This window comes from Variovorax ginsengisoli (assembly GCF_030811835.1).
GTDB classification, from domain to species: Bacteria; Pseudomonadota; Gammaproteobacteria; order Burkholderiales; family Burkholderiaceae_C; genus Variovorax; species Variovorax ginsengisoli_C.
The window spans coordinates 57,907-75,819 of record NZ_JAUSRO010000013.1; the positions used below are offsets into that span (position 1 = coordinate 57,907).

The 17,913-nt window shown below is 65.8% G+C and carries 19 protein-coding genes; 10 read left to right on the forward strand and 9 right to left on the reverse strand.

Annotated features, from left to right (window positions below):
- The first annotated feature begins 211 nt into the window (after positions 1 to 211).
- The 9 genes from J2W36_RS19295 to J2W36_RS19335 all read left to right on the forward strand — a co-directional run bounded on the left by J2W36_RS19295 (position 212) and on the right by J2W36_RS19335 (position 7,570).
- Entirely contained in the window at positions 212 to 1,111 is a 900-nt protein-coding gene (locus J2W36_RS19295) for a transporter substrate-binding domain-containing protein (RefSeq protein ID WP_307691386.1), read from the forward strand.
- 97 nt (positions 1,112 to 1,208) lie between these two features.
- On the forward strand, positions 1,209 to 1,940 hold the full coding sequence (locus J2W36_RS19300; protein ID WP_307691387.1) for an amino acid ABC transporter permease: 732 nt from the start codon (positions 1,209 to 1,211) through the stop codon (positions 1,938 to 1,940).
- Position 1,941: 1 nt separating this feature from the next.
- Positions 1,942 to 2,610: an amino acid ABC transporter permease gene (locus tag J2W36_RS19305; RefSeq protein WP_307691388.1), complete on the forward strand. Its 669-nt coding sequence runs from the start codon at positions 1,942 to 1,944 to the stop codon at positions 2,608 to 2,610.
- Between the two features lie 14 nt (positions 2,611 to 2,624).
- A complete protein-coding gene (locus J2W36_RS19310) occupies positions 2,625 to 3,362 on the forward strand; it encodes an amino acid ABC transporter ATP-binding protein (RefSeq protein ID WP_307691389.1) in 738 nt (245 codons plus the stop codon).
- Between the two features lie 203 nt (positions 3,363 to 3,565).
- The gene (locus tag J2W36_RS19315) at positions 3,566 to 4,579 is read left to right on the forward strand and encodes a tripartite tricarboxylate transporter substrate binding protein (protein WP_307691390.1); all 1,014 of its coding nucleotides are present in this window, start codon (positions 3,566 to 3,568) and stop codon (positions 4,577 to 4,579) included.
- 23 nt (positions 4,580 to 4,602) lie between these two features.
- The gene (locus J2W36_RS19320; RefSeq protein ID WP_307691391.1) at positions 4,603 to 5,484 is read left to right on the forward strand and encodes a polysaccharide deacetylase family protein; all 882 of its coding nucleotides are present in this window, start codon (positions 4,603 to 4,605) and stop codon (positions 5,482 to 5,484) included.
- Positions 5,485 to 5,505: 21 nt separating this feature from the next.
- Positions 5,506 to 6,231, forward strand: a complete 726-nt coding sequence (locus J2W36_RS19325; RefSeq protein WP_307691392.1) for a GntR family transcriptional regulator — start codon at positions 5,506 to 5,508, stop codon at positions 6,229 to 6,231.
- A complete protein-coding gene (locus tag J2W36_RS19330; RefSeq protein WP_307691393.1) occupies positions 6,228 to 6,854 on the forward strand; it encodes an aspartate/glutamate racemase family protein in 627 nt (208 codons plus the stop codon). The genes J2W36_RS19325 and J2W36_RS19330 overlap by 4 nt, the downstream gene beginning before the upstream one ends.
- Positions 6,855 to 7,156: 302 nt before the next feature.
- Positions 7,157 to 7,570 carry a GreA/GreB family elongation factor gene (locus J2W36_RS19335; RefSeq protein WP_307691394.1) on the forward strand — a complete coding sequence of 138 codons (414 nt, stop codon included), beginning with the start codon at positions 7,157 to 7,159 and terminating at the stop codon, positions 7,568 to 7,570.
- 34 nt (positions 7,571 to 7,604) lie between these two features.
- On the opposite strand, the gene J2W36_RS19340 is transcribed toward J2W36_RS19335, so the two are convergent.
- The 3 genes from J2W36_RS19340 to J2W36_RS19350 form a co-directional block, all read right to left on the reverse strand.
- On the reverse strand, positions 7,605 to 8,636 hold the full coding sequence (locus J2W36_RS19340) for a DctP family TRAP transporter solute-binding subunit (RefSeq protein WP_307691395.1): 1,032 nt from the start codon (positions 8,634 to 8,636) through the stop codon (positions 7,605 to 7,607).
- Between the two features lie 90 nt (positions 8,637 to 8,726).
- Entirely contained in the window at positions 8,727 to 10,025 is a 1,299-nt protein-coding gene (locus J2W36_RS19345) for a TRAP transporter large permease (protein WP_307691396.1), read from the reverse strand.
- Positions 10,022 to 10,576 (reverse strand): TRAP transporter small permease, encoded by a 555-nt coding sequence (locus J2W36_RS19350; RefSeq protein WP_307691397.1) that lies wholly within the window; start codon positions 10,574 to 10,576, stop codon positions 10,022 to 10,024. The genes J2W36_RS19345 and J2W36_RS19350 overlap by 4 nt, the downstream gene beginning before the upstream one ends.
- Positions 10,577 to 10,723: 147 nt before the next feature.
- Between J2W36_RS19350 and J2W36_RS19355 the strand changes: the two genes are divergently transcribed.
- Positions 10,724 to 12,007, forward strand: coding sequence for a Zn-dependent hydrolase (locus tag J2W36_RS19355; protein WP_307691398.1), 1,284 nt, complete (start codon positions 10,724 to 10,726; stop codon positions 12,005 to 12,007).
- 17 nt (positions 12,008 to 12,024) lie between these two features.
- On the opposite strand, the gene J2W36_RS19360 is transcribed toward J2W36_RS19355, so the two are convergent.
- Genes J2W36_RS19360 through cyoB form a run of 6 tightly spaced genes read right to left on the reverse strand, consistent with a single transcriptional unit; the run spans position 12,025 to position 17,850 of the window.
- Positions 12,025 to 12,561: a response regulator transcription factor gene (locus J2W36_RS19360; protein WP_307691399.1), complete on the reverse strand. Its 537-nt coding sequence runs from the start codon at positions 12,559 to 12,561 to the stop codon at positions 12,025 to 12,027.
- A complete protein-coding gene (locus tag J2W36_RS19365; protein ID WP_307691499.1) occupies positions 12,551 to 13,948 on the reverse strand; it encodes an ATP-binding protein in 1,398 nt (465 codons plus the stop codon). The genes J2W36_RS19360 and J2W36_RS19365 overlap by 11 nt, the downstream gene beginning before the upstream one ends.
- A gap of 47 nt (positions 13,949 to 13,995) precedes the next feature.
- Positions 13,996 to 14,793 (reverse strand): SURF1 family protein, encoded by a 798-nt coding sequence (locus J2W36_RS19370; protein ID WP_442478270.1) that lies wholly within the window; start codon positions 14,791 to 14,793, stop codon positions 13,996 to 13,998.
- Between the two features lie 2 nt (positions 14,794 to 14,795).
- The gene (gene cyoD / locus J2W36_RS19375) at positions 14,796 to 15,209 is read right to left on the reverse strand and encodes a cytochrome o ubiquinol oxidase subunit IV (RefSeq protein WP_307691401.1); all 414 of its coding nucleotides are present in this window, start codon (positions 15,207 to 15,209) and stop codon (positions 14,796 to 14,798) included.
- Positions 15,210 to 15,839, reverse strand: a complete 630-nt coding sequence (cyoC, locus tag J2W36_RS19380) for a cytochrome o ubiquinol oxidase subunit III (protein WP_307691402.1) — start codon at positions 15,837 to 15,839, stop codon at positions 15,210 to 15,212.
- A 7-nt stretch (positions 15,840 to 15,846) separates the two neighbouring features.
- Positions 15,847 to 17,850, reverse strand: coding sequence for a cytochrome o ubiquinol oxidase subunit I (gene cyoB, locus J2W36_RS19385; RefSeq protein WP_307691403.1), 2,004 nt, complete (start codon positions 17,848 to 17,850; stop codon positions 15,847 to 15,849).
- Positions 17,851 to 17,913 lie beyond the last annotated feature (63 nt).

Here is a 17,913-nt window from a genome sequence, read left to right on the forward strand (position 1 = left end):
CCCGTATGGAAACGTAAAGGCGCGGGCATAAAGACTGCTAACTAATGGGCTGAACAAGGCGAAAGTGTTCGGCCGCACCACTTCTGGGCTCGTGCACACTCGGGGCGCTGAGTCCCGGTGCATGCTGCACCCGATTGGCTCGGGTATTCCCTGAAACGTGAATGCCTAAAATTTCGTTGTAACCCTTTCATCCAGATTCAGGAGTTTTCGTATGAAAAAGCAAGTATTGGCAGTGGCAATTTCCGCCCTGGCCGTCGGCACGGCCTTCGCGCAGGCCAACGACACGCTGGCCAAGATCAAGGCATCGGGCGTCATCACCGAAGGTGTGCGCGAATCCTCGGGTCTCTCGTACACGCTGGGCAACGGCCAGTACACCGGTTTCCACTACGACATCTGCGCGAACATCATCAAGGACCTGGAAAAGGCTGCCGGCAAGAAGCTGGAAACCAAGTACCAACCGGTGACCTCGCAGAACCGCATTCCGCTGGTGCAGAACGGCACCGTCGACATCGAATGCGGCTCGACCACGAACAACGCGACCCGCCAGAAGGACGTTGCCTTCGCCGTGACGACCTACGTGGAAGAAGTGCGCATGGCCGTGAAGGCCAGCTCGGGCATCACGGGCATCAAGGACCTGGCCGGCAAGACCGTGGCCACCACCACCGGTACCACCTCGGTGCAAACGCTGCGCAAGAACGAACGCGCCAACGGCATCGACTTCAAGGAGCTGTACGGCAAGGACCACTCCGACAGCTTCCTGCTGCTCGAATCGGGCCGCGCCGATGCCTTCGTGATGGACGGTTCCATTCTCGCGTCCAACATCGCCAAGTCGAAGTCGCCGGCCGACTACAAGATCGTCGGCGAGGTGCTGAGCGTCGAGCCGATCGCCATCATGATCCGCAAGGACGACCCGGCCTTCAAGAAGGCCGTGGACGACAGCATCAAGGCGCAGATCAAGTCGGGCGAGCTCAATAAGCTGTGGGACAAGTGGTTCCTGCAACCGATCCCGCCGGCCAACGTGAAGATCGGCCTGGCCCTGTCGGATGCGACCAAGGATGCATGGGCGAACCCGAACGACAAGCCCATGGAAGAGTACGCCGTCAAGAAGTAATTCACGGCGGTCAATGAGCAACGCCCGCCCCCTCTTGGCGGGCGTTTGTTTTCGACAGCGCGTTTCATAACAACGATCGAGAAGAAGGAGAGTCCCGATGGGATCAAACTGGGATTGGCAGGTCTTCATGCAAGACCCGGGCGGGAAGTACCCGACCTACTTGGAATGGATGCTGTCGGCCTGGGGCTGGACGCTGTCGGTGTCGCTGCTCGCGCTCATCGTGGCGCTGGTGATTGGCTCGCTCATCGGCATCATCCGCACGCTGCCCGACAGCCCCTGGCTGGTCCGGTTCGGCAATGCCTGGGTGGAGCTGTTTCGCAACATTCCGCTGCTGGTGCAGATCTTCCTCTGGTACCACGTCATTCCGGCACTGATCCCTGCGATGAAGAACGTCTCGAGCTTCGTGCTGGTGGTGCTTGCGCTGGGCTTCTTCACGTCGGCGCGGATTGCCGAGCAGGTGCGCTCGGGCATCCAGGCGCTGCCCAAGGGCCAGCGTTACGCTGGCATGGCAGTGGGCTTTACCACGCCGCAGTATTACCGCTACGTCATCCTGCCGATGGCGTACCGCATCATCATTCCGCCGCTCACGAGCGAGACGATGAACATCTTCAAGAACTCGTCGGTGGCGTTCGCCGTGTCGGTGACCGAACTCACGATGTTCGCCATGCAGGCGCAGGAAGAAACGTCGCGCGGCATCGAGGTCTATCTGGCCGTGACCGGGCTCTACGTGGTGTCGGCCTTCGCAATCAACCGGATCATGGCCTTCATCGAGAAAAAGACGCGGGTGCCGGGCTTCATCGTCTCGGCCAGCGGCGGCGGAGGTCACTGACATGATGGCACTCGACTTTTCGTTCTACAACTGGGACGTCATCAGCAAGTTCGTCCTCAAGGGCTTCTACTTCAGCATCATCCTGACGGTGGTGGCCACCATCGGCGGCGTGCTGTTCGGCACCGTGCTGGCGCTCATGCGCCTGTCGGGCAAGAAGTGGCTCGACATGCCCGCGGCCATCTACGTCAACGGCATGCGAAGCATCCCGCTGGTGATGGTGATCCTGTGGGTGTTCCTGCTGGCGCCCTTCGCCATCGGGCGGCCGATCGGCGCCGAGGTGTCGGCGGTCGTGACCTTCATCGCCTTCGAGGCGGCCTACTTCAGCGAGATCATGCGCGCGGGCATCCAGTCGATTCCGCGCGGCCAGGTGAATGCGGGCCAGGCGGTGGGCATGACCTACGGCCAGAACATGAAGCTGGTGGTGCTGCCGCAGGCCTTCCGCAACATGCTGCCGGTGCTGCTCACGCAGACCATCATCCTGTTCCAGGACACCTCGCTGGTCTACGCCATCGGCGCCTACGACATGCTCAAGGGCTTCGAGACTGCCGGCAAGAACTACGGCCGTCCGATCGAGGCCTACCTGCTGGCCGCCGTCGTGTACTTCATCATGTGCTATGCACTGTCGTACTGCGTCAAGCGCCTGCACAAGAAGATTGCCATCATCCGTTGAGTGGAGAGATTGAAATGATTGAAATCAAAAACGTTTCCAAGTGGTACGGCCCGGTTCAGGTGCTCAACGAATGTTCGGTGAGTATCAAGAAGGGCGACGTGGTCGTGGTCTGCGGCCCGTCGGGTTCGGGCAAGTCGACGCTGATCAAGACCGTGAACGCGCTGGAGCCTTTCCAGAAGGGCGAGATCACCGTCAACGGCATTCCGCTGCACGACCCCAAGACCAACTTGCCCAAGCTGCGCTCCAAGGTCGGTATGGTGTTCCAGCACTTCGAACTGTTCCCGCACCTGTCGGTGACCGAGAACCTCACGATCGCGCAGATCAAGGTGCTGGGCCGCAAGCCCGACGAGGCCAAGGTACGCGGCCTGAAAATGCTCGACCGCGTGGGTCTGATGGCGCACAAGGACAAGTTTCCCGGCCAGCTCTCCGGCGGTCAGCAGCAGCGCGTGGCCATTGCGCGTGCGCTGTCGATGGACCCGATCGTGATGCTGTTCGACGAACCCACCTCGGCACTCGACCCGGAAATGGTCGGCGAGGTGCTCGATGTCATGGTGAGCCTGGCCAAGGAAGGCATGACCATGATGGTCGTGACGCACGAGATGGCCTTCGCCCGCAAGGTTGCGAGCCGCGTGATCTTCATCGACGTCGGTGGCCGCATCCTGGAAGACTGCCCGAAGGACGAGTTCTTCAGCCACCCGGAGAACCGCCAGCCGCGCACCAAGGATTTCCTGAACAAGATCCTGCAGCACTGAAGCTCATGCGCCCGACAAAAAGCCCCGCACTGCGGGGCTTTTTTCTTTCTGCAAAAAGGGCGAACTGGCGATGGCACGCATCCTGCAACCACTCCAAATTGTGCACAATCAATATATGAATGTGCACATTGATGGCGCATCGACCGTTCCAATTTCGGGCATGCGCCGTTCTTCAACCCTTGGATCGTCCAAAGGAGAGCAGCGTGGCCTCATTCGTTTCCTTCGCCCTGTCGTCCGGCCGCCGTGCCGCCCTTGTCTGCCTGTGCCTGCCGCTGGCGTTGGCCGCTGGCGCGGCCTTCGCGCAGGACGCGGCGAACTACCCCGACAAGCCGGTCAAGATCATCGTCCCCTTCCCGCCCGGCGGCGCCGCGGACATGTTCGCTCGGATGGTTGGCCAGAAGCTGTCGGACGCCTGGGGCAACCGGCAGCCCGTGGTCATCGACAACAAGCCCGGCGCGGGCGGCGTGATCGGCACCGACGCGGCAGCCAAGGCGCCGGCCGACGGCAGCACCTTTCTCATGGTGACCATCGGCCATGCGGTGAACCCCTACATGTACGCCAAGCTGCCCTTCGACACCAAGGCCGACCTGGTGCCGGTGGGCGTGGTGGCGCAGGTGCCCAGCATCGTGGTCGCGAGCCCGTCCTTCAAGGGCAAGACGCTCAAGGAGGTGATCGACATGGCCAAGGCCAAGCCCGAGTCGTTGCAGTACGCCTCGTCGGGCGTGGGCACCACCAGCCACGTGGGCGCGGCGCTGATCGAATCGATGACCGGCATCCACATGATCCACGTGCCGTACAAGGGCGCGGCCCCGGCGCTGCAGGACGTGATGGGCGACCGCGTCGCGCTGTCGGTGGACATCATCACGTCGTCGCTCCCGCTGGTGCAGAGCGGCAAGCTCGTGCCGCTGGCCATCACCGGCAGCAAGCGTTCGCCCAAGTTGCCCGACGTGCCCACGGTGGCCGAGGCCGGCGTGCCCGGCTACGAGTTCGTGTCCTGGTACATGCTGCTGGCGCCAGCGAAGACGCCGAAGCCAGTGCTCGAGAAGGTCAATGCCGAGTTGCGCCGCATGGTGACGATGCCGGACTTCAAGGCCCGCATCGAAGACACCGGCGGCGAGGTCGCGAGCATGACGCTCAAGCAGTCGTCCGACTACCTCGATGCCGAGTTCGTGCGCTGGGGCAAGGTCGTCAAGGAACGAAACATCAAGGCGGACTGACCGCCCATCAGGAGACAGAACCGATGCGTGATTTTCAAGGCTACGGCCGCGACCTGCCTGCCTTTCGTTGGCCCGGCAATGCGGGCCTTGCCGTGTCCTTCGTCATGAACTTCGAGGAGGGCGCGGAGTTCTCCGTGGCCGATGGCGACGTGCGCAATGAAGGCGTGTACGAAGTGATCGATCCGCGCGCCGGTTGGGACCCGTGCATCGACAGCCACTTCGAGTACGGCACGCGAACCGCCTGGTGGCGCATCGCCGACACCTTCGATCGCTTCGATGCGCCCTTCACGCTCAGCAGCTGCGGCCGGGCCGTCGAACGCAGCCCATGGCTTGCGCAGGACGCGGTCGCACGCGGGCACGAAGTGTCGGCACATGGCTACCGCTGGCAGAGCCATGCGGACATGGGCATGGAGGAAGAAGAGGCGTTGATCCTCGCCAGCCTGGCGGCCATCACACAGGCGACGGGCCAGCGCCCCGTGGGCTGGCACACGCGCTCGGCCTGCACGCCGAACACGCGCGCGCTGCTGGTCAAGCATGGCTTCCTGTACGACAGCGATGCCTACAACGACGACACGCCGTATGTCGTGCCGGTGGACGGCCGGCGCCATCTGGTGCTGCCCTATGCCTTCGACACCAACGACATGCAGTTCCAGCACACGCAGCGCTTCGACACGGCCGCGAGCTTCGCAGAGTACGTGTGCGATGCGGCCGACTGGCTGGCGCGCGAGGGCGCGCACGCGCCGCGCATGCTGTCGGTGGGACTGCACCTGCGCATGATCGGCCGTCCGGCGCGCATGAAGGCGCTGGAGCAGATCCTGCAGCACCTGCGCACGAAGGAGGGGGTGTGGATCGCCACGCGCGCGCAGATCGCCCGCCACTGGCTGGCCGTGCATGGCGGGGCCTGAGGCCCGGCGACGGCCCTGGCGGTGCACTATATTGCGCGGATGATCCTGCAGGAAGAGTCCATTCATCGCGTGCTGTCGCAGGCCCTGCTCGCCGGGCGACTGGCGCCCGGCACCCAGCTGGTGGAGACGCGATTGGCGGCCGTGTTCGGCGTCACGCGCGAGCGCGTGCGCAAGGTGCTGCACCGGCTCGGCCACGAGCGGCTGCTCGATGTCGTGCCGAACCGCGGCTGCTTCGTCTCCAACCCGACGCTCGCGCAGGCGCGCGAGATCTACGACGCACGCCGCATCGTCGAAGGCGGCATCGTCGGCTGGCTGGCGGGGCGCATCGGCGTCGACCAGATCGCGGCCCTGCGCGCGCATGCCGAACGCGAGCATGCGGCGCTGCATGCGGGCGACCGGGCGCAGTCGATCCGGCTCTCCGGCGAATTCCACATGCTGCTGGCCGGCTTCACCGACAGCGCCTTCGTGATGCGCGAGCTGCAGGAGCTGGTCAGCCGCACCTCGATGCTGGTCGCTTTCTTCGAGCCCGCTGCCTCGTCGGAGTGCGCCTGCGAGGAGCACGACGAGATCCTCATGGCACTGCAGCAAGGCGACGCGGCGCGCGCGGTCAGGGCCATGCACGTGCACCTGTCGCTCATCGAAACCCGACTGCGGCCGCGCGTGGGCAGCGCCACGGTCCCCGATGCCGAGGCCGAGATCGCGCGCGCCTGGGCCGCCGCGCAGAACAGCAACGCCGAGACGGCATGAAACTGCTCGTCCTCAACCCCAACACGACGGTCGCGATGACCGACAAGGCGGTGGCCGAGGTGCGGCGGCTTGCGCCCGCGCACTGGGCGGTGCGCGGGGTCACTGCGGCCTCGGGTTGCGAGGTGATAGCCTCGCGCGCGAGCTTCGTGACCGGGGCATGGGCCGCGCTGCAAACGCTGCGTGCGCAGGACGACTGGGCCGATGCGGTGCTCCTGGCCTGCTTCGGCGATCCTGGCCTGGCCGCGCTGCGCGAAGTCGGTGCCGTGCCGATCATCGGCATGGCCGAGTCCGCATTGCGAGAGGCCGTCGCGCTGGGGCGGCCCTACCACCTCGTCACGGCCGGCGCCGCCTGGGACGCCATGCTGCGCGAAACCGTGCGCCTCGAAAGCGCCGAGGCGCTGCTCGACGGCATCACCGTGCTCGACAGCACCGGCCTGGCGATGTCGCGCGACCCGCAGCGCGCGCTGCGATTGCTGCAGGTCGTGCTCGACGGCCTGCAGCGGCGCGGCGCACCGACCTGCATCCTCGCCGGCACTGGCTTTGCCGGCATGGCCGAGGCGCTGCGTTACGACGGCGTGCTCATCGAGGGCCTCGGCGCCGCCGTACGCGCCGCGGCGCGCTGAAGGCAGCCACAGCGCAGCAGCGCGAACCCGCATGGTCCGCAGGTGTATGCGTGCCACGCGCGCCAGACAGGCCTACGATGGCGCCATGCGCTCCTTCGCGTCCTCCCTCGCCTGCGTTCTCGCGGAGCGGCTTCTCGCAAGCCGGTCTGCGGTGCGCCAGCGCGCGGAGCTTCGCCGCATGCCGGGCCGACGTGCTGCTGCACGCTTCTGAGCCCGGCGATCCCTTTCCCCCTTTTTCATCGCGCCACTGGATCACCGGGCACCCGCTGTCCCGGCGTTCGTCTTTTCCAGGAGCGTTCCTCATGACCCTAGATTCCACCGCGGTGCTCACCACACGCACCCTCACCGAACTCGACCACGCCCGGCTCACCAAGTACGCCGATGGCCTGCCGGCCAGCGCCATCCAGAGCGTGCTCGACAACGCCGAACTCGTCGCGCCCAGCGAGATCGCAGGTGACGTCGTCACGATGCGCTCGCGGGTGCAGGTCGTCGCGCCCACGGGCGACCGCGAGCGGCGCACGCTGACGCTGAGCTATCCCCTGGACGCCGACCCGTCCACCGGCTGCATCTCCGTCCTGTCGCCGGTCGGCACCGCGCTGCTCGGGCTGCGGGTGGGCGACATGGCGAACTGGGTGGCGCCCGACGGCTCGGGTGGGCAATTGCAGGTCGCGGCCATCGCCTACCAGCCGGAAGCCAGCGGCGAGCATCTGCTATAGATCGATTTCTCGATGCGCCTTCGGGCGGCAGGGGCTACTTGCGCTCCGCGATCGCCTTCTCGGCCTTCTCCACCAGCGCGTTGCCGATCGTCGGCTTCCACTTGGCGTAGACCGAGCGGGTCGCCTTGACGAAGGCCTCGCGCTCGGCCGGCGACAGCTGCGTCACGGTCACGCCCATGCCGGCAATGTCCTTGAGCACCGGCTTGTCGGCCTCGACCAGCCCCTTGCGCGCGATGGCGATCTCCTGCTTGCCCGCATCGATGGCGGCCTGTTTCACGATGGCCTGGTCGGCGGGCGTCCACGAGGCCCAGATCTCCTTGTTGACCACGAAGATCAGCGGGTCGGCGACGTAGCCCCAGGTGGTCACGAACTTCTGGCCGACGTTCTGCATCTTCAGCACGGTGAAGAGGAACAGCGGGTTCTCCTGGCCGTCGACCGCCCCGCTGGCCAGGGCGGGCTGCGCGTCGGCCCAACTCATCTGCGTCGGGTTGGCGCCGAGGGCGGTGAAGAGGTCGGCGAACAGCGGCGAGCCGACCACGCGGATCTTCATGCCCTTGAGGTCTTCGGGCGACTTGATGGGGCGCTTCGAATTGGTGATTTCGCGGTAGCCGTTTTCGCCCCAGGCCAGTGGCAGGACGCCCGCCTTGTCGATCACGCTGAACAGTTCCTTGCCGACTTCGCCTTGCGTGAGCGCGTCGATGGCCGCGTAGTCGGGCATCAGGAAGGGCATCGAGAACAGGTTGAGCTGCTTGACCTGCGGCGACCAGTTGATGGTCGAGCCCACGGCCATGTCGATCACGCCCTGGCGCAGCGCGCTGAACTCGCGGGTCTGGTCGCCCTGGATGAGCGACACGCCGGGGTAGAGCTTGATGTTGATGCGGCCCTGGGTGCGTTCCTTCACCAGGTCGGCCCATATCTTCCCGGCCTGGCCCCACGGTGTCGGCGGGCCGAGCACGAGGGACATCTTGTATTCGGGCTTGTAGGCGGCCTGCGCCATCGCGCCGGTGGCGAAGCCCATGGCCGTGGCGACGAGCGCGAGGCCGAGCAGGGTGCGGCGGAATTTCATTGGAGGTCTCCTATTTGTTTTCGAACACGAACTACGGATTGAATGTCGTCGGCGTGAGCCCGCCCCAGCCGCTGTCTTCTTGGCCGCATCTCAATACCCCAGCTTGGCCGGCAGCCACAGCGCCAACTGCGGCCACGCGATCACGGCCACCATCACCAGGAACATCGCGAACAGCATCCACCCGACCCAGCGCACGGTCTCTTCCATCCGCACGTTGGCGATGCGGCACGACACCATCAGGTTGACCGCGAGCGGCGGCGTGAACTGGCCCAGCGCCACCTTCAGCGTGAGGATCACGCCGAACCAGACCGGGTCCCATTTGTAGAACTGCACGATGGGCCAGAGCAGCGGTACGAAGATCAGGAAGATCGACACGCCGTCGAGGAACATGCCCACCGTGATGAGCATGACGATCAGCAGCGCCAGCACGCCGTATTCGCCCAGGCCCGAGTTGGTGATGGCCTTGGCCACTGGGTCGATCACGCCGAGCGTCGAGAGCGAGTACGCGAAGATGCCGGCCAGCGACACCACCAGCAGGATCACCGCCGACAACTCGCCCGCCTCGCGCAGGATGACGAACAGGTCGCGCACCTGGATCGTCCGGTAGATCACCATGCCGACGAACAGCCCGTAGAACACCGCGACCACCGCCGCCTCGGTCGGCGTGAACCAGCCCGCGCGCATGCCGCCGAGGATCAGCACCGGCGCGGCCAGGCCCCAGGTTGCTTCACGGAAGCTCTTCCAGAACTCGGGCCGCGGCATGCTGGCCTCGAGCGCGCCCATCTTGTGCTTGCGCGCCATCCACACGGCAGGAACGATCAGCGCCAACCCGGCCAGGATGCCCGGGATCATGCCGGCGGCGAACAGTGCCGGCACCGACGCACCGGGCACCAGCACCGAGTAGACGATGAAGGCCACCGAGGGCGGAATCAGGATGTCCGTCGCCGCCGCCGCGCCGACCACGCTGGCCGAGAAGGCGGGCGGGTAGCCGGCACGCGACATCGCCGCGATCATCACGGCCCCCACCGCGGCCGCATTCGCCGGGCCCGAACCCGAGATGCCGCCGAGGAACATCGCCACCAGGATCGCGACCATCGGCAGCATGCCCGGGCCGCGGCCGACGATGGCCACCGCGAAATTCACCAGCCGCAGCGCGACGCCCGAGCGGTCGAAGATGGAGCCGACCAGCACGAACATCGGGATTGCCAGCAGCGGGTACTTGCCCAGGCCGGCGTAGAAGTTCTGCGGCACGGCCAGCAGGCCGAACCATTGCGCATCCGCATTGGCGAGCGCGATGCAGGCCGCACCGGCCAGGCCCAGCGCCGCGCCGATCGGCACGCCGACCAGCATCAGCACCACGAAGGCGACGAAGAGCAGCGTGGCGATCATTCGGCGCCCCGGTCGTCGCGGCGGCCGCGCCGGATGAAGAGGCCGACGGCCCGCAGCGCAATCGCGGTCGACACGATCGGCAGCCAGATCGAATACCACCAGGCTGGCACGCCGATGCCCGGCGAGGTTTCCTCGAAGCGGTAGTCGTCCCACACCATGCGCACGCTGAGCGCGGCGATCAGCAGGAAGAGCGCCGCCACCAGCACTGCGCCGAACTGTGACAGCCGCCTGCGCCGTGCCATCGAACCGCTCTCGGAGAAGTACTCGATGCGGATGTGCCGGTCGCGCGCCACGGCGGCCGAACCCGCCACCATCGCCAGCAGGATCATCAGCACCACCGAGAACTCCTCGGTCCAGGCGAAGGAACTGCTGGTGAAGTAGCGCACCAGCACGTTGGCGAAGGTGATGCAGGCCAGCAGGCCCATGATGATGACGGTGGCCCAGTCCTCGATGGCGAGCGGGACCCGAACGGGTTCGTCGGCGGCGGGGAGGTCGGGTGGAAGGGGGCTGGTGGCGTCCAGCAGAGGGCCGGATTCGAGGGGAGAGGACATCGGGAGGGGTGCGAAAGCGGCAGGAGCGGGAGCGCGGATGAGCAAAGCTCGGGCGATCGTAGCCATCCGCAGCGATCCCTCCATCGGGGCTTACCTTAGGCCGGGCGCATCATCGGGGTCAGGCACAGTTTCTGCTGGCCTCTTTCCATGAACGATCACGCTCCTCACGCTCCTGCTTCCGCCGCTGATCTTGCGATCGATCCGCAACGTCTGTGGGATTCGCTCATGACGCTCGCCGAGATCGGTGCCACCGACAAGGGTGGTGTCTGCCGGCTCGCGCTGACCGACCTGGACCGGCAGGGCCGCGAACTCTTCGTCCGGTGGGCCGAGGCGGCCGGCTGCACGGTGCGCGTCGACGCCATCGGCAACCTGTTCGCACGCCGGCCCGGGCAGGACGATGACCTCCCGGCCGTGGCCACCGGCAGCCACATCGACACGCAACCCACCGGCGGCAAGTTCGACGGCAACTACGGCGTGCTCGCCGGCCTGGAGGTGTTGCGCACACTCAACGATGCGGGCGTGCGCACCCGCGCGCCGCTGGAGGTGTGCGTGTGGACCAACGAGGAAGGCTCGCGCTTCGTTCCGGTGATGATGGGGTCGGGCGTCTACGCGGGTGCCTTCACGCTCGACCATGCGCTGCAAGCCACCGATCGCGAAGGCGTCAGCGTGCAGGACGCACTGCAGGCCATCGGTTTTGCCGGCAAGGCACCGGCTTTCGTCGACGACGGCGCGCCGCGCTTTGGCGCCTACTTCGAGGCCCACATCGAACAGGGGCCGGTGCTGGAGGACGCCGATGTGCCGCTGGGCGTGGTGACCGGTGCGCTGGGCCAGCGCTGGTACGACGTGGTGGTGACTGGCCAGGAGGCGCATGCCGGCCCGACGCCGATGAAGCTGCGCCGCGACGCACTGCAGGCCGCCACCGGCCTGATGCAGGAGGTGCGCAAGATCGCCATGGACGAGCAGCCCAACGGCCGCGGCACCGTCGGCTATGTGCAGGTGCATCCCAATTCGCGCAACGTGATCCCCGGCCGCGTGACCTTCACGGTCGACCTGCGCCATGGCGACGACGATGGCCTGAGCCGCATGGATGCGCGCATCCGCGGCGCCTGCGCCTCGCTGCAGGCCAAAGGCGGCGTGACGGTGTCGATCGAGCAGACGGTCTACTTTCCGCCGGTGCGCTTTGCCGCGCCGCTGGTCAACGCGGTGCGCCTGGGTGCGCAGCGCGCCGGACTCTCGCACCAGGACATCGTGAGCGGCGCCGGGCACGACGCCGTGTACGTGGCGCGCGTGGCGCCTGCGGCCATGATCTTCGTCCCCTGCAAGGACGGCATTTCGCACAACGAGATCGAGGACGCCAAGCCCGAGCATCTGGCCGCCGGCGCGAACGTGCTCTTGCACGCCATGCTCGACCGGGCGGGCATCGCCGGCTGAGCCTGGTGATCGCGTGGTTACTTCACGCGCTGCTTTTCGAGCTTGCGTGCCAGCGTGCGACGGTGCATGCCCAGGCGCCGGGCGGTCTCCGAGATGTTGAAGCCGGTCTCCGCGAGGATCTCGTGGATGCGCTCCCACTCGAGCGTCTTGATCGAGGTTGAGCGGTTGGTCAGCGCGACGTCGGTGCTGCCTTCGACACGCGCGAAGGCAGCCTCGATGTCGTCGGTGTTCGATGGCTTGGCCAGGTAGTGGCAGGCGCCCAGCTTGATGGCCTCGACCGCGGTGGCGATGCTCGCAAAGCCGGTCAGCACCACGATCAGCATGTCCGGATCATGCGCGTGCAGCGCCTGGACGCAGGCCAGGCCCGAGGCGTCGCCGTTGAGCTTGAGGTCCACCACCGCGTAGCCTGGCGACTGCGAATGCAGCAGCGCCTGCACCTCCTCCAGGCTCGCGGCCAGCAGCACCTCGTAGTCGCGGCGCTCGAAGGAACGGCCGAGCGTGCGCGCGAAGGCGGCGTCGTCCTCGACGATGAGCAGAAGGCGCTCAGCTTCCATGGACTGCCTTTGCATGCGCTCGGAGGGTGTTGTCCACATCGTTCATCTCGTTGACCTCCTCGGCCGCGTCGTCGTCGTCTTCCTCTTCTTCCTCGAGCGTGATGGCCGCCAGCGGCAGCGTGATGGTGACCGTGGCGCCGCCCTCGGCGTTGTTGTGGGCGTTCACCGTGCCGCCGACGGTGCGCGCCACGTTGACCACCAGGAACAGGCCCAGCCCGCCGCCGGTGCGTCCCTTGCTCGACTGGTAGGGTTTACCGAACTCCTGGAGCATGGCAGGCGCGAAGCCCGGGCCGTTGTCGCTCACGCGCAGCACGAGATGGTCGGCGTTGCAGTGCACGTCCAGGCGGCTCGATTGCGGCGACGCCTCCAGCGCGTTGTCCAGCACGTTGCCGATCATCTGCTTGAGGGCGGAGTCCGACACCATCGGCAGGTCATCAACGATGCGGTTTTCGTAGATGAAGGTGCGCACTGGCCGTGTGCGGCGCCACTCTTCCACCAGGTCGTCAAGGAAGGTGCAGATCGTGGTCTTTTCCGATGACTCGCCGCGCGCCTCGCCCGCCGACAGCAGGATGCCGCTCAGGATGGTCTTGCAACGCTGCACTTGCGTTTGCATCTCTGCGACTTCTTCCAGCAGTTCCGGGTCGGAGCTGAAGTGAGGCAGGTGCCGCCAGTCGCCCAGGATCACCGCCAGCGTGGCCAGCGGCGTGCCCAGCTCGTGCGCAGCGCCCGACGCCAGCAGACCCATGCGCACGATGTGCTCCTCTTCGGCCGCGCGCTGGCGCAGATCGGCCAGGCGTGCATCGCGCACGCGCAGGTTGTGGTTGATGCGGCTGATGAAGGTCACCAGCAGCGCCGCGTTGAGCGCAAAGCAGATCAGCATGCCCTGGATGTAGGGACTCGACAGGCCGCGGTTGTGGTCCGGCGGCAGCGCCAGCGGCTGGCCGACCAGCGCCAGGCCGGCAAAGCACAGCGTGGTGACGCCCACCATGATGCGGGTCGAGGCGGGCTGCAGCAGGATCGCACCCAGGATGACCTGCAGCAGATAGAGAAAGACGAAGGGATTGGTGGCGCCGCCACTCAGATACAGCTGCGCGGTGAGCATGCCGACGTCGACCAGCAGCGCGAGGAACAGCTCGCCATTGGTGATCTCCCGGCGCTTGCGCCAGCGCAGCAGGCTGGCGATGTTGAACACCACCAGGCATGCGAGCACGCCCAGCATGTGTTCCAGCGGCAAACGGATGCCGAATCCGTAGTGCACCACCTCGATGGTCACGATCTGACCGACCACGGCGAGCCAGCGCAGCTGGATCAGCTGCTGCATGTTCTTGCGCCCGGTGGCATCGTCGAGCCGCGCGATGGCGCGCGGGGCCGGCGGCCGCTGCTGCATGGCGGCGGCGGAGTCGGGTGTTCGGGAAGGCTGGAGGTCGGGGGTCATCAGACCCCATTGTCTCCAATGCGCGAAGTCCGGGTGTGGCGACCTTCGCGCCAGGCGTACCAGGCCGCACCCGCGACCATCAGCGCCAGCGCATACCAGGTGATCGCATAGACCAGGTGGCTGTTGGCGAAGGTGATGACGGTGAGCCCGGGTGCCGGCCACGTTTGCGTGCCAGCGGGTGCCGCCCGGCCGGGGTCGGACTGTGCGTCGATGAAGAAGGGCGCCACCGGACCGACACCGCGCACCGTGGCCATGGCCTGCACGTCGCGCGAATACCAGCGCTCTTCGGCCGGCGCGTTCTTGCGCAGGAAGCCGCCGCCTGGCTCGCTCAGGCGCAGCAGGCCTGTGACGGTGACGGGACCGGCCGGTGCGGCCTCGCCGCGCGCGCCAGGTGCACGCACTTCCGGTGCGACGAAGCCGCGGTTGATCATGACCGTGGTGCCGTCAGCCTGCCGCAGCGGCGTCAGCACCCAGAAGCCGGCGCCGAGTTCGGTCACCGCCTGAACCAGCGTCTCCTTGTCGTTGAGGAGCGTTCCTGTGACCTGCACGCGGCGGTACTCGTCGTCGGCCCTGTTGAGTTGTGACCACTGGGCCGCTGCAGGCGCGGGCACTGGCGCCGCATGCACCCGCGCGTCGACGCGTGCGATCAGGTCGAGCTTCCAGGCGCGGCGTTCGACCTGCCAGGTGCCCAGTGCCAGGAAGCCCGTGAACATCAGCAGGGCACACGCCATCAAAAAGGCCCGCGAGCCCGCTGAGCGGGGCCGCGGGCCAGTGGCCTTGGAAGAAGCCGCTGCCATGGTCAAGGCATGTTCTTCATTTCGTGCGGGGACATGGGCATCATGTTGTGGTTGAGGTGGTACATCACCCACAGCGAGCCACTCAGCGTGATCACCACCAACATGATGGTGAAGATCAGCGCCAGCATGTTCCAGCCGCCTTCGGACTTGGTGTTCATGTGCAGGAAATAGATCATGTGGACCACGATCTGCACCGCAGCGAAAGCCAGCACGACGATCGAGGTCATGGCCGGCTTGTCGAAGACCTTGCCCATCACCAGCCAGAAGGGGATGGCCGTGAGGATGACCGACAGGACGAAGCCGATCGCATAACCCTTGAAAGTGCTGTGGCTGGCGCCATCGGCATGGTCGTCGTGGTCATCATGACCGTGCGCGCCATGCGCATCGTTCGAGGAGGGGGTGTGCAGTGCGCTCATTTACAGCGATCCCATCAGATAGACGAAAGTGAAGACGCCGATCCAGACCACGTCCAGAAAGTGCCAGAACATCGACAGGCACATCAGGCGCCGGCGGTTGGCGGCGATCAGGCCGCCGCGCGAGACCTGGACCATCAGCGTGACCAGCCAGATGATGCCGAAGCTCACGTGCAGGCCGTGGGTGCCGACCAGCGCAAAGAACGCCGACAGGAACGCGCTGCGCTGCGGGCCGGCGCCCTCGTGGATCAGGTGGTGGAATTCGTAGAGTTCGAGGCCGATGAAGGCCAGGCCGAACAGGCCGGTGATACCCAGCCAGATCAGCACCGGACGCACGCGCTTCTTCTGCATTTCGAGGATCGCGAAGCCGTAGGTGATCGACGACAGCAGCAGCATGGACGTGTTGACGGCCACCAGCGGCAGATCAAACAGGTCGGCACCCGAAGGGCCGGCCGCATAGCTGCGGCCCAGCACCGCATACACCGCGAACAGGCAGGCGAAGATGAGGCAGTCGCTCATCAGGTAGAGCCAGAAGCCCAGCAGCGTGCCGTTCTCCGGATGGTGCTCGGTGGTTTCGTAGAAGCGCAGGTTGTCGGGCGCGTTCACCGCGACATGGGGCGTAGAGAGGGACATGGCGTTATCAGGCGTGGCTCGCCAGGAGGCGGGTGCGATCGGCTTCGGTACGGACGACCTCGTCGGCGGAGATGTGGTAGTCGCGCTTGTAGTTGAAGGTGTGGATGATCGTCACGGCCACCAGCGTCACGAAGGACAGGGCAGCCAGGACCCACATCTGCCAGATCAGCGTGAAGCCGACGGCAGTGCTCAGGCCCGCCAGCACGATGCCGGCCCAGGTGTTCTTGGGCATGTGAATGGCGATGAAACCTTCCACCGGACGCACGTAACCGCGGCGTTTCATGTCCGACCAGGCGTCGTTGTCGTGCACGCGCGGCGTGAAGGCGAAGTTGTAGGCCGGTGGTGGCGACGAGGTCGACCACTCCAGCGTGCGGCCACCCCATGGGTCGCCGGTGTGGTCGCGCAGCGACTCGCGGCGAATGAAGCTCACCACCAGCTGGATCAGGAACGAGCCGATGCCCAGCGCGATCAGCACGGCACCGAAGGCGGCGATCTGGAACCAGATCTGCAGCGAAGGATCGGTGAAGTGGCTCATGCGGCGGGTCACGCCCATCATGCCCAGCACGTACAGCGGCATGAAGGCCAGGTAGAAGCCCACCAGCCAGAACCAGAACGAGCACTTGCCCCAGAACGGGTCGAGTTTGTAGCCGAAGGCCTTCGGGAACCAGTAGGTGATGCCGGCCATGAGGCCGAACAGCACGCCGCCGATGATCACGTTGTGGAAGTGGGCGATCAGGAACAGGCTGTTGTGCAGCACGAAGTCGGCGGGCGGCACGGCCAGCAGCACGCCGGTCATGCCACCGATCACGAAGGTGACCATGAAGCCGATGGTCCAGAGCATGGGCACTTCGAACTTGATGCGGCCGCGGTACATCGTGAACAGCCAGTTGAAGATCTTCGCGCCGGTCGGAATCGAGATGATCATGGTCGTGATGCCGAAGAACGAGTTCACGCTCGCCCCGGAACCCATCGTGAAGAAGTGGTGCAGCCACACCAGGTACGACAGGATGGTGATCACGACAGTGGCGTACACCATCGACGCGTAGCCGAACAGGCGCTTGCGCGAGAAGGTCGAGACGATCTCGGAGAACACGCCGAACACCGGCAGCACCAGGATGTACACCTCGGGGTGGCCCCAGATCCAGATCAGGTTCACGTACATCATCGCGTTGCCGCCGAAGTCGTTCGTGAAGAAGTTGGTGCCGACGTAGCGGTCGAGCGACAGCAGGGCGAGCACGGCGGTCAGCACCGGGAAGGCGGCGACGATCAGCACGTTGGTGCACAGGGCGGTCCAGGTGAAGATGGGCATCTTCATCAGGCCCATGCCCGGTGCGCGCATCTTGACGATGGTCGCGATCAGGTTCACGCCCGACAGCAGTGTGCCCACCCCCGCAATCTGCAGCGACCAGATGTAGTAGTCGACCCCCACGTCAGGGCTGTAGAGAATGCCCGACAGCGGCGGGTACGCCAGCCAGCCCGTGCGTGCGAACTCGCCCACGAACAGCGACATCATCACCAGCACGGCCCCGCTGGCGGTCATCCAGAAACTGAAGTTGTTCAGGAACGGGAAGGCCACGTCGCGTGCGCCGATTTGCAGCGGCACCACGAAGTTCATGAGGCCGGTGACCAGCGGCATTGCCACGAAGAAGATCATGATCACGCCGTGGGCGGTGAAGATCTGGTCGTAGTGGTGCGGCGGCAGGAAGCCGGCGTTGTCGCCGAAGGCGATGGCCTGCTGCGCCCGCATCATGAGGGCGTCGGCAAAGCCGCGCAGCAGCATGACCAGGCCCAGGATGACATACATGATGCCGATCTTCTTGTGATCGATGCTGGTGAACCATTCGCGCCACAGGTAGCCCCAGAGCTTGAAGTAGGTCAACGCGCCGACGACCGCCAGCCCGCCGATGGCGACCATTGCAAAGGTCAACAGCAGGATGGGTTCATGGAGCGGTATCGCCTCCCATGTGAGGCGGCCGAAGATGAGCTTCGTCAGGTCGAGATGTTCGAACATCGTGGGTCCGGATGGCAGAAAGATGAAGTGGCGCGTGCTGCGGCGCCTCGAAGAACAGCGTGA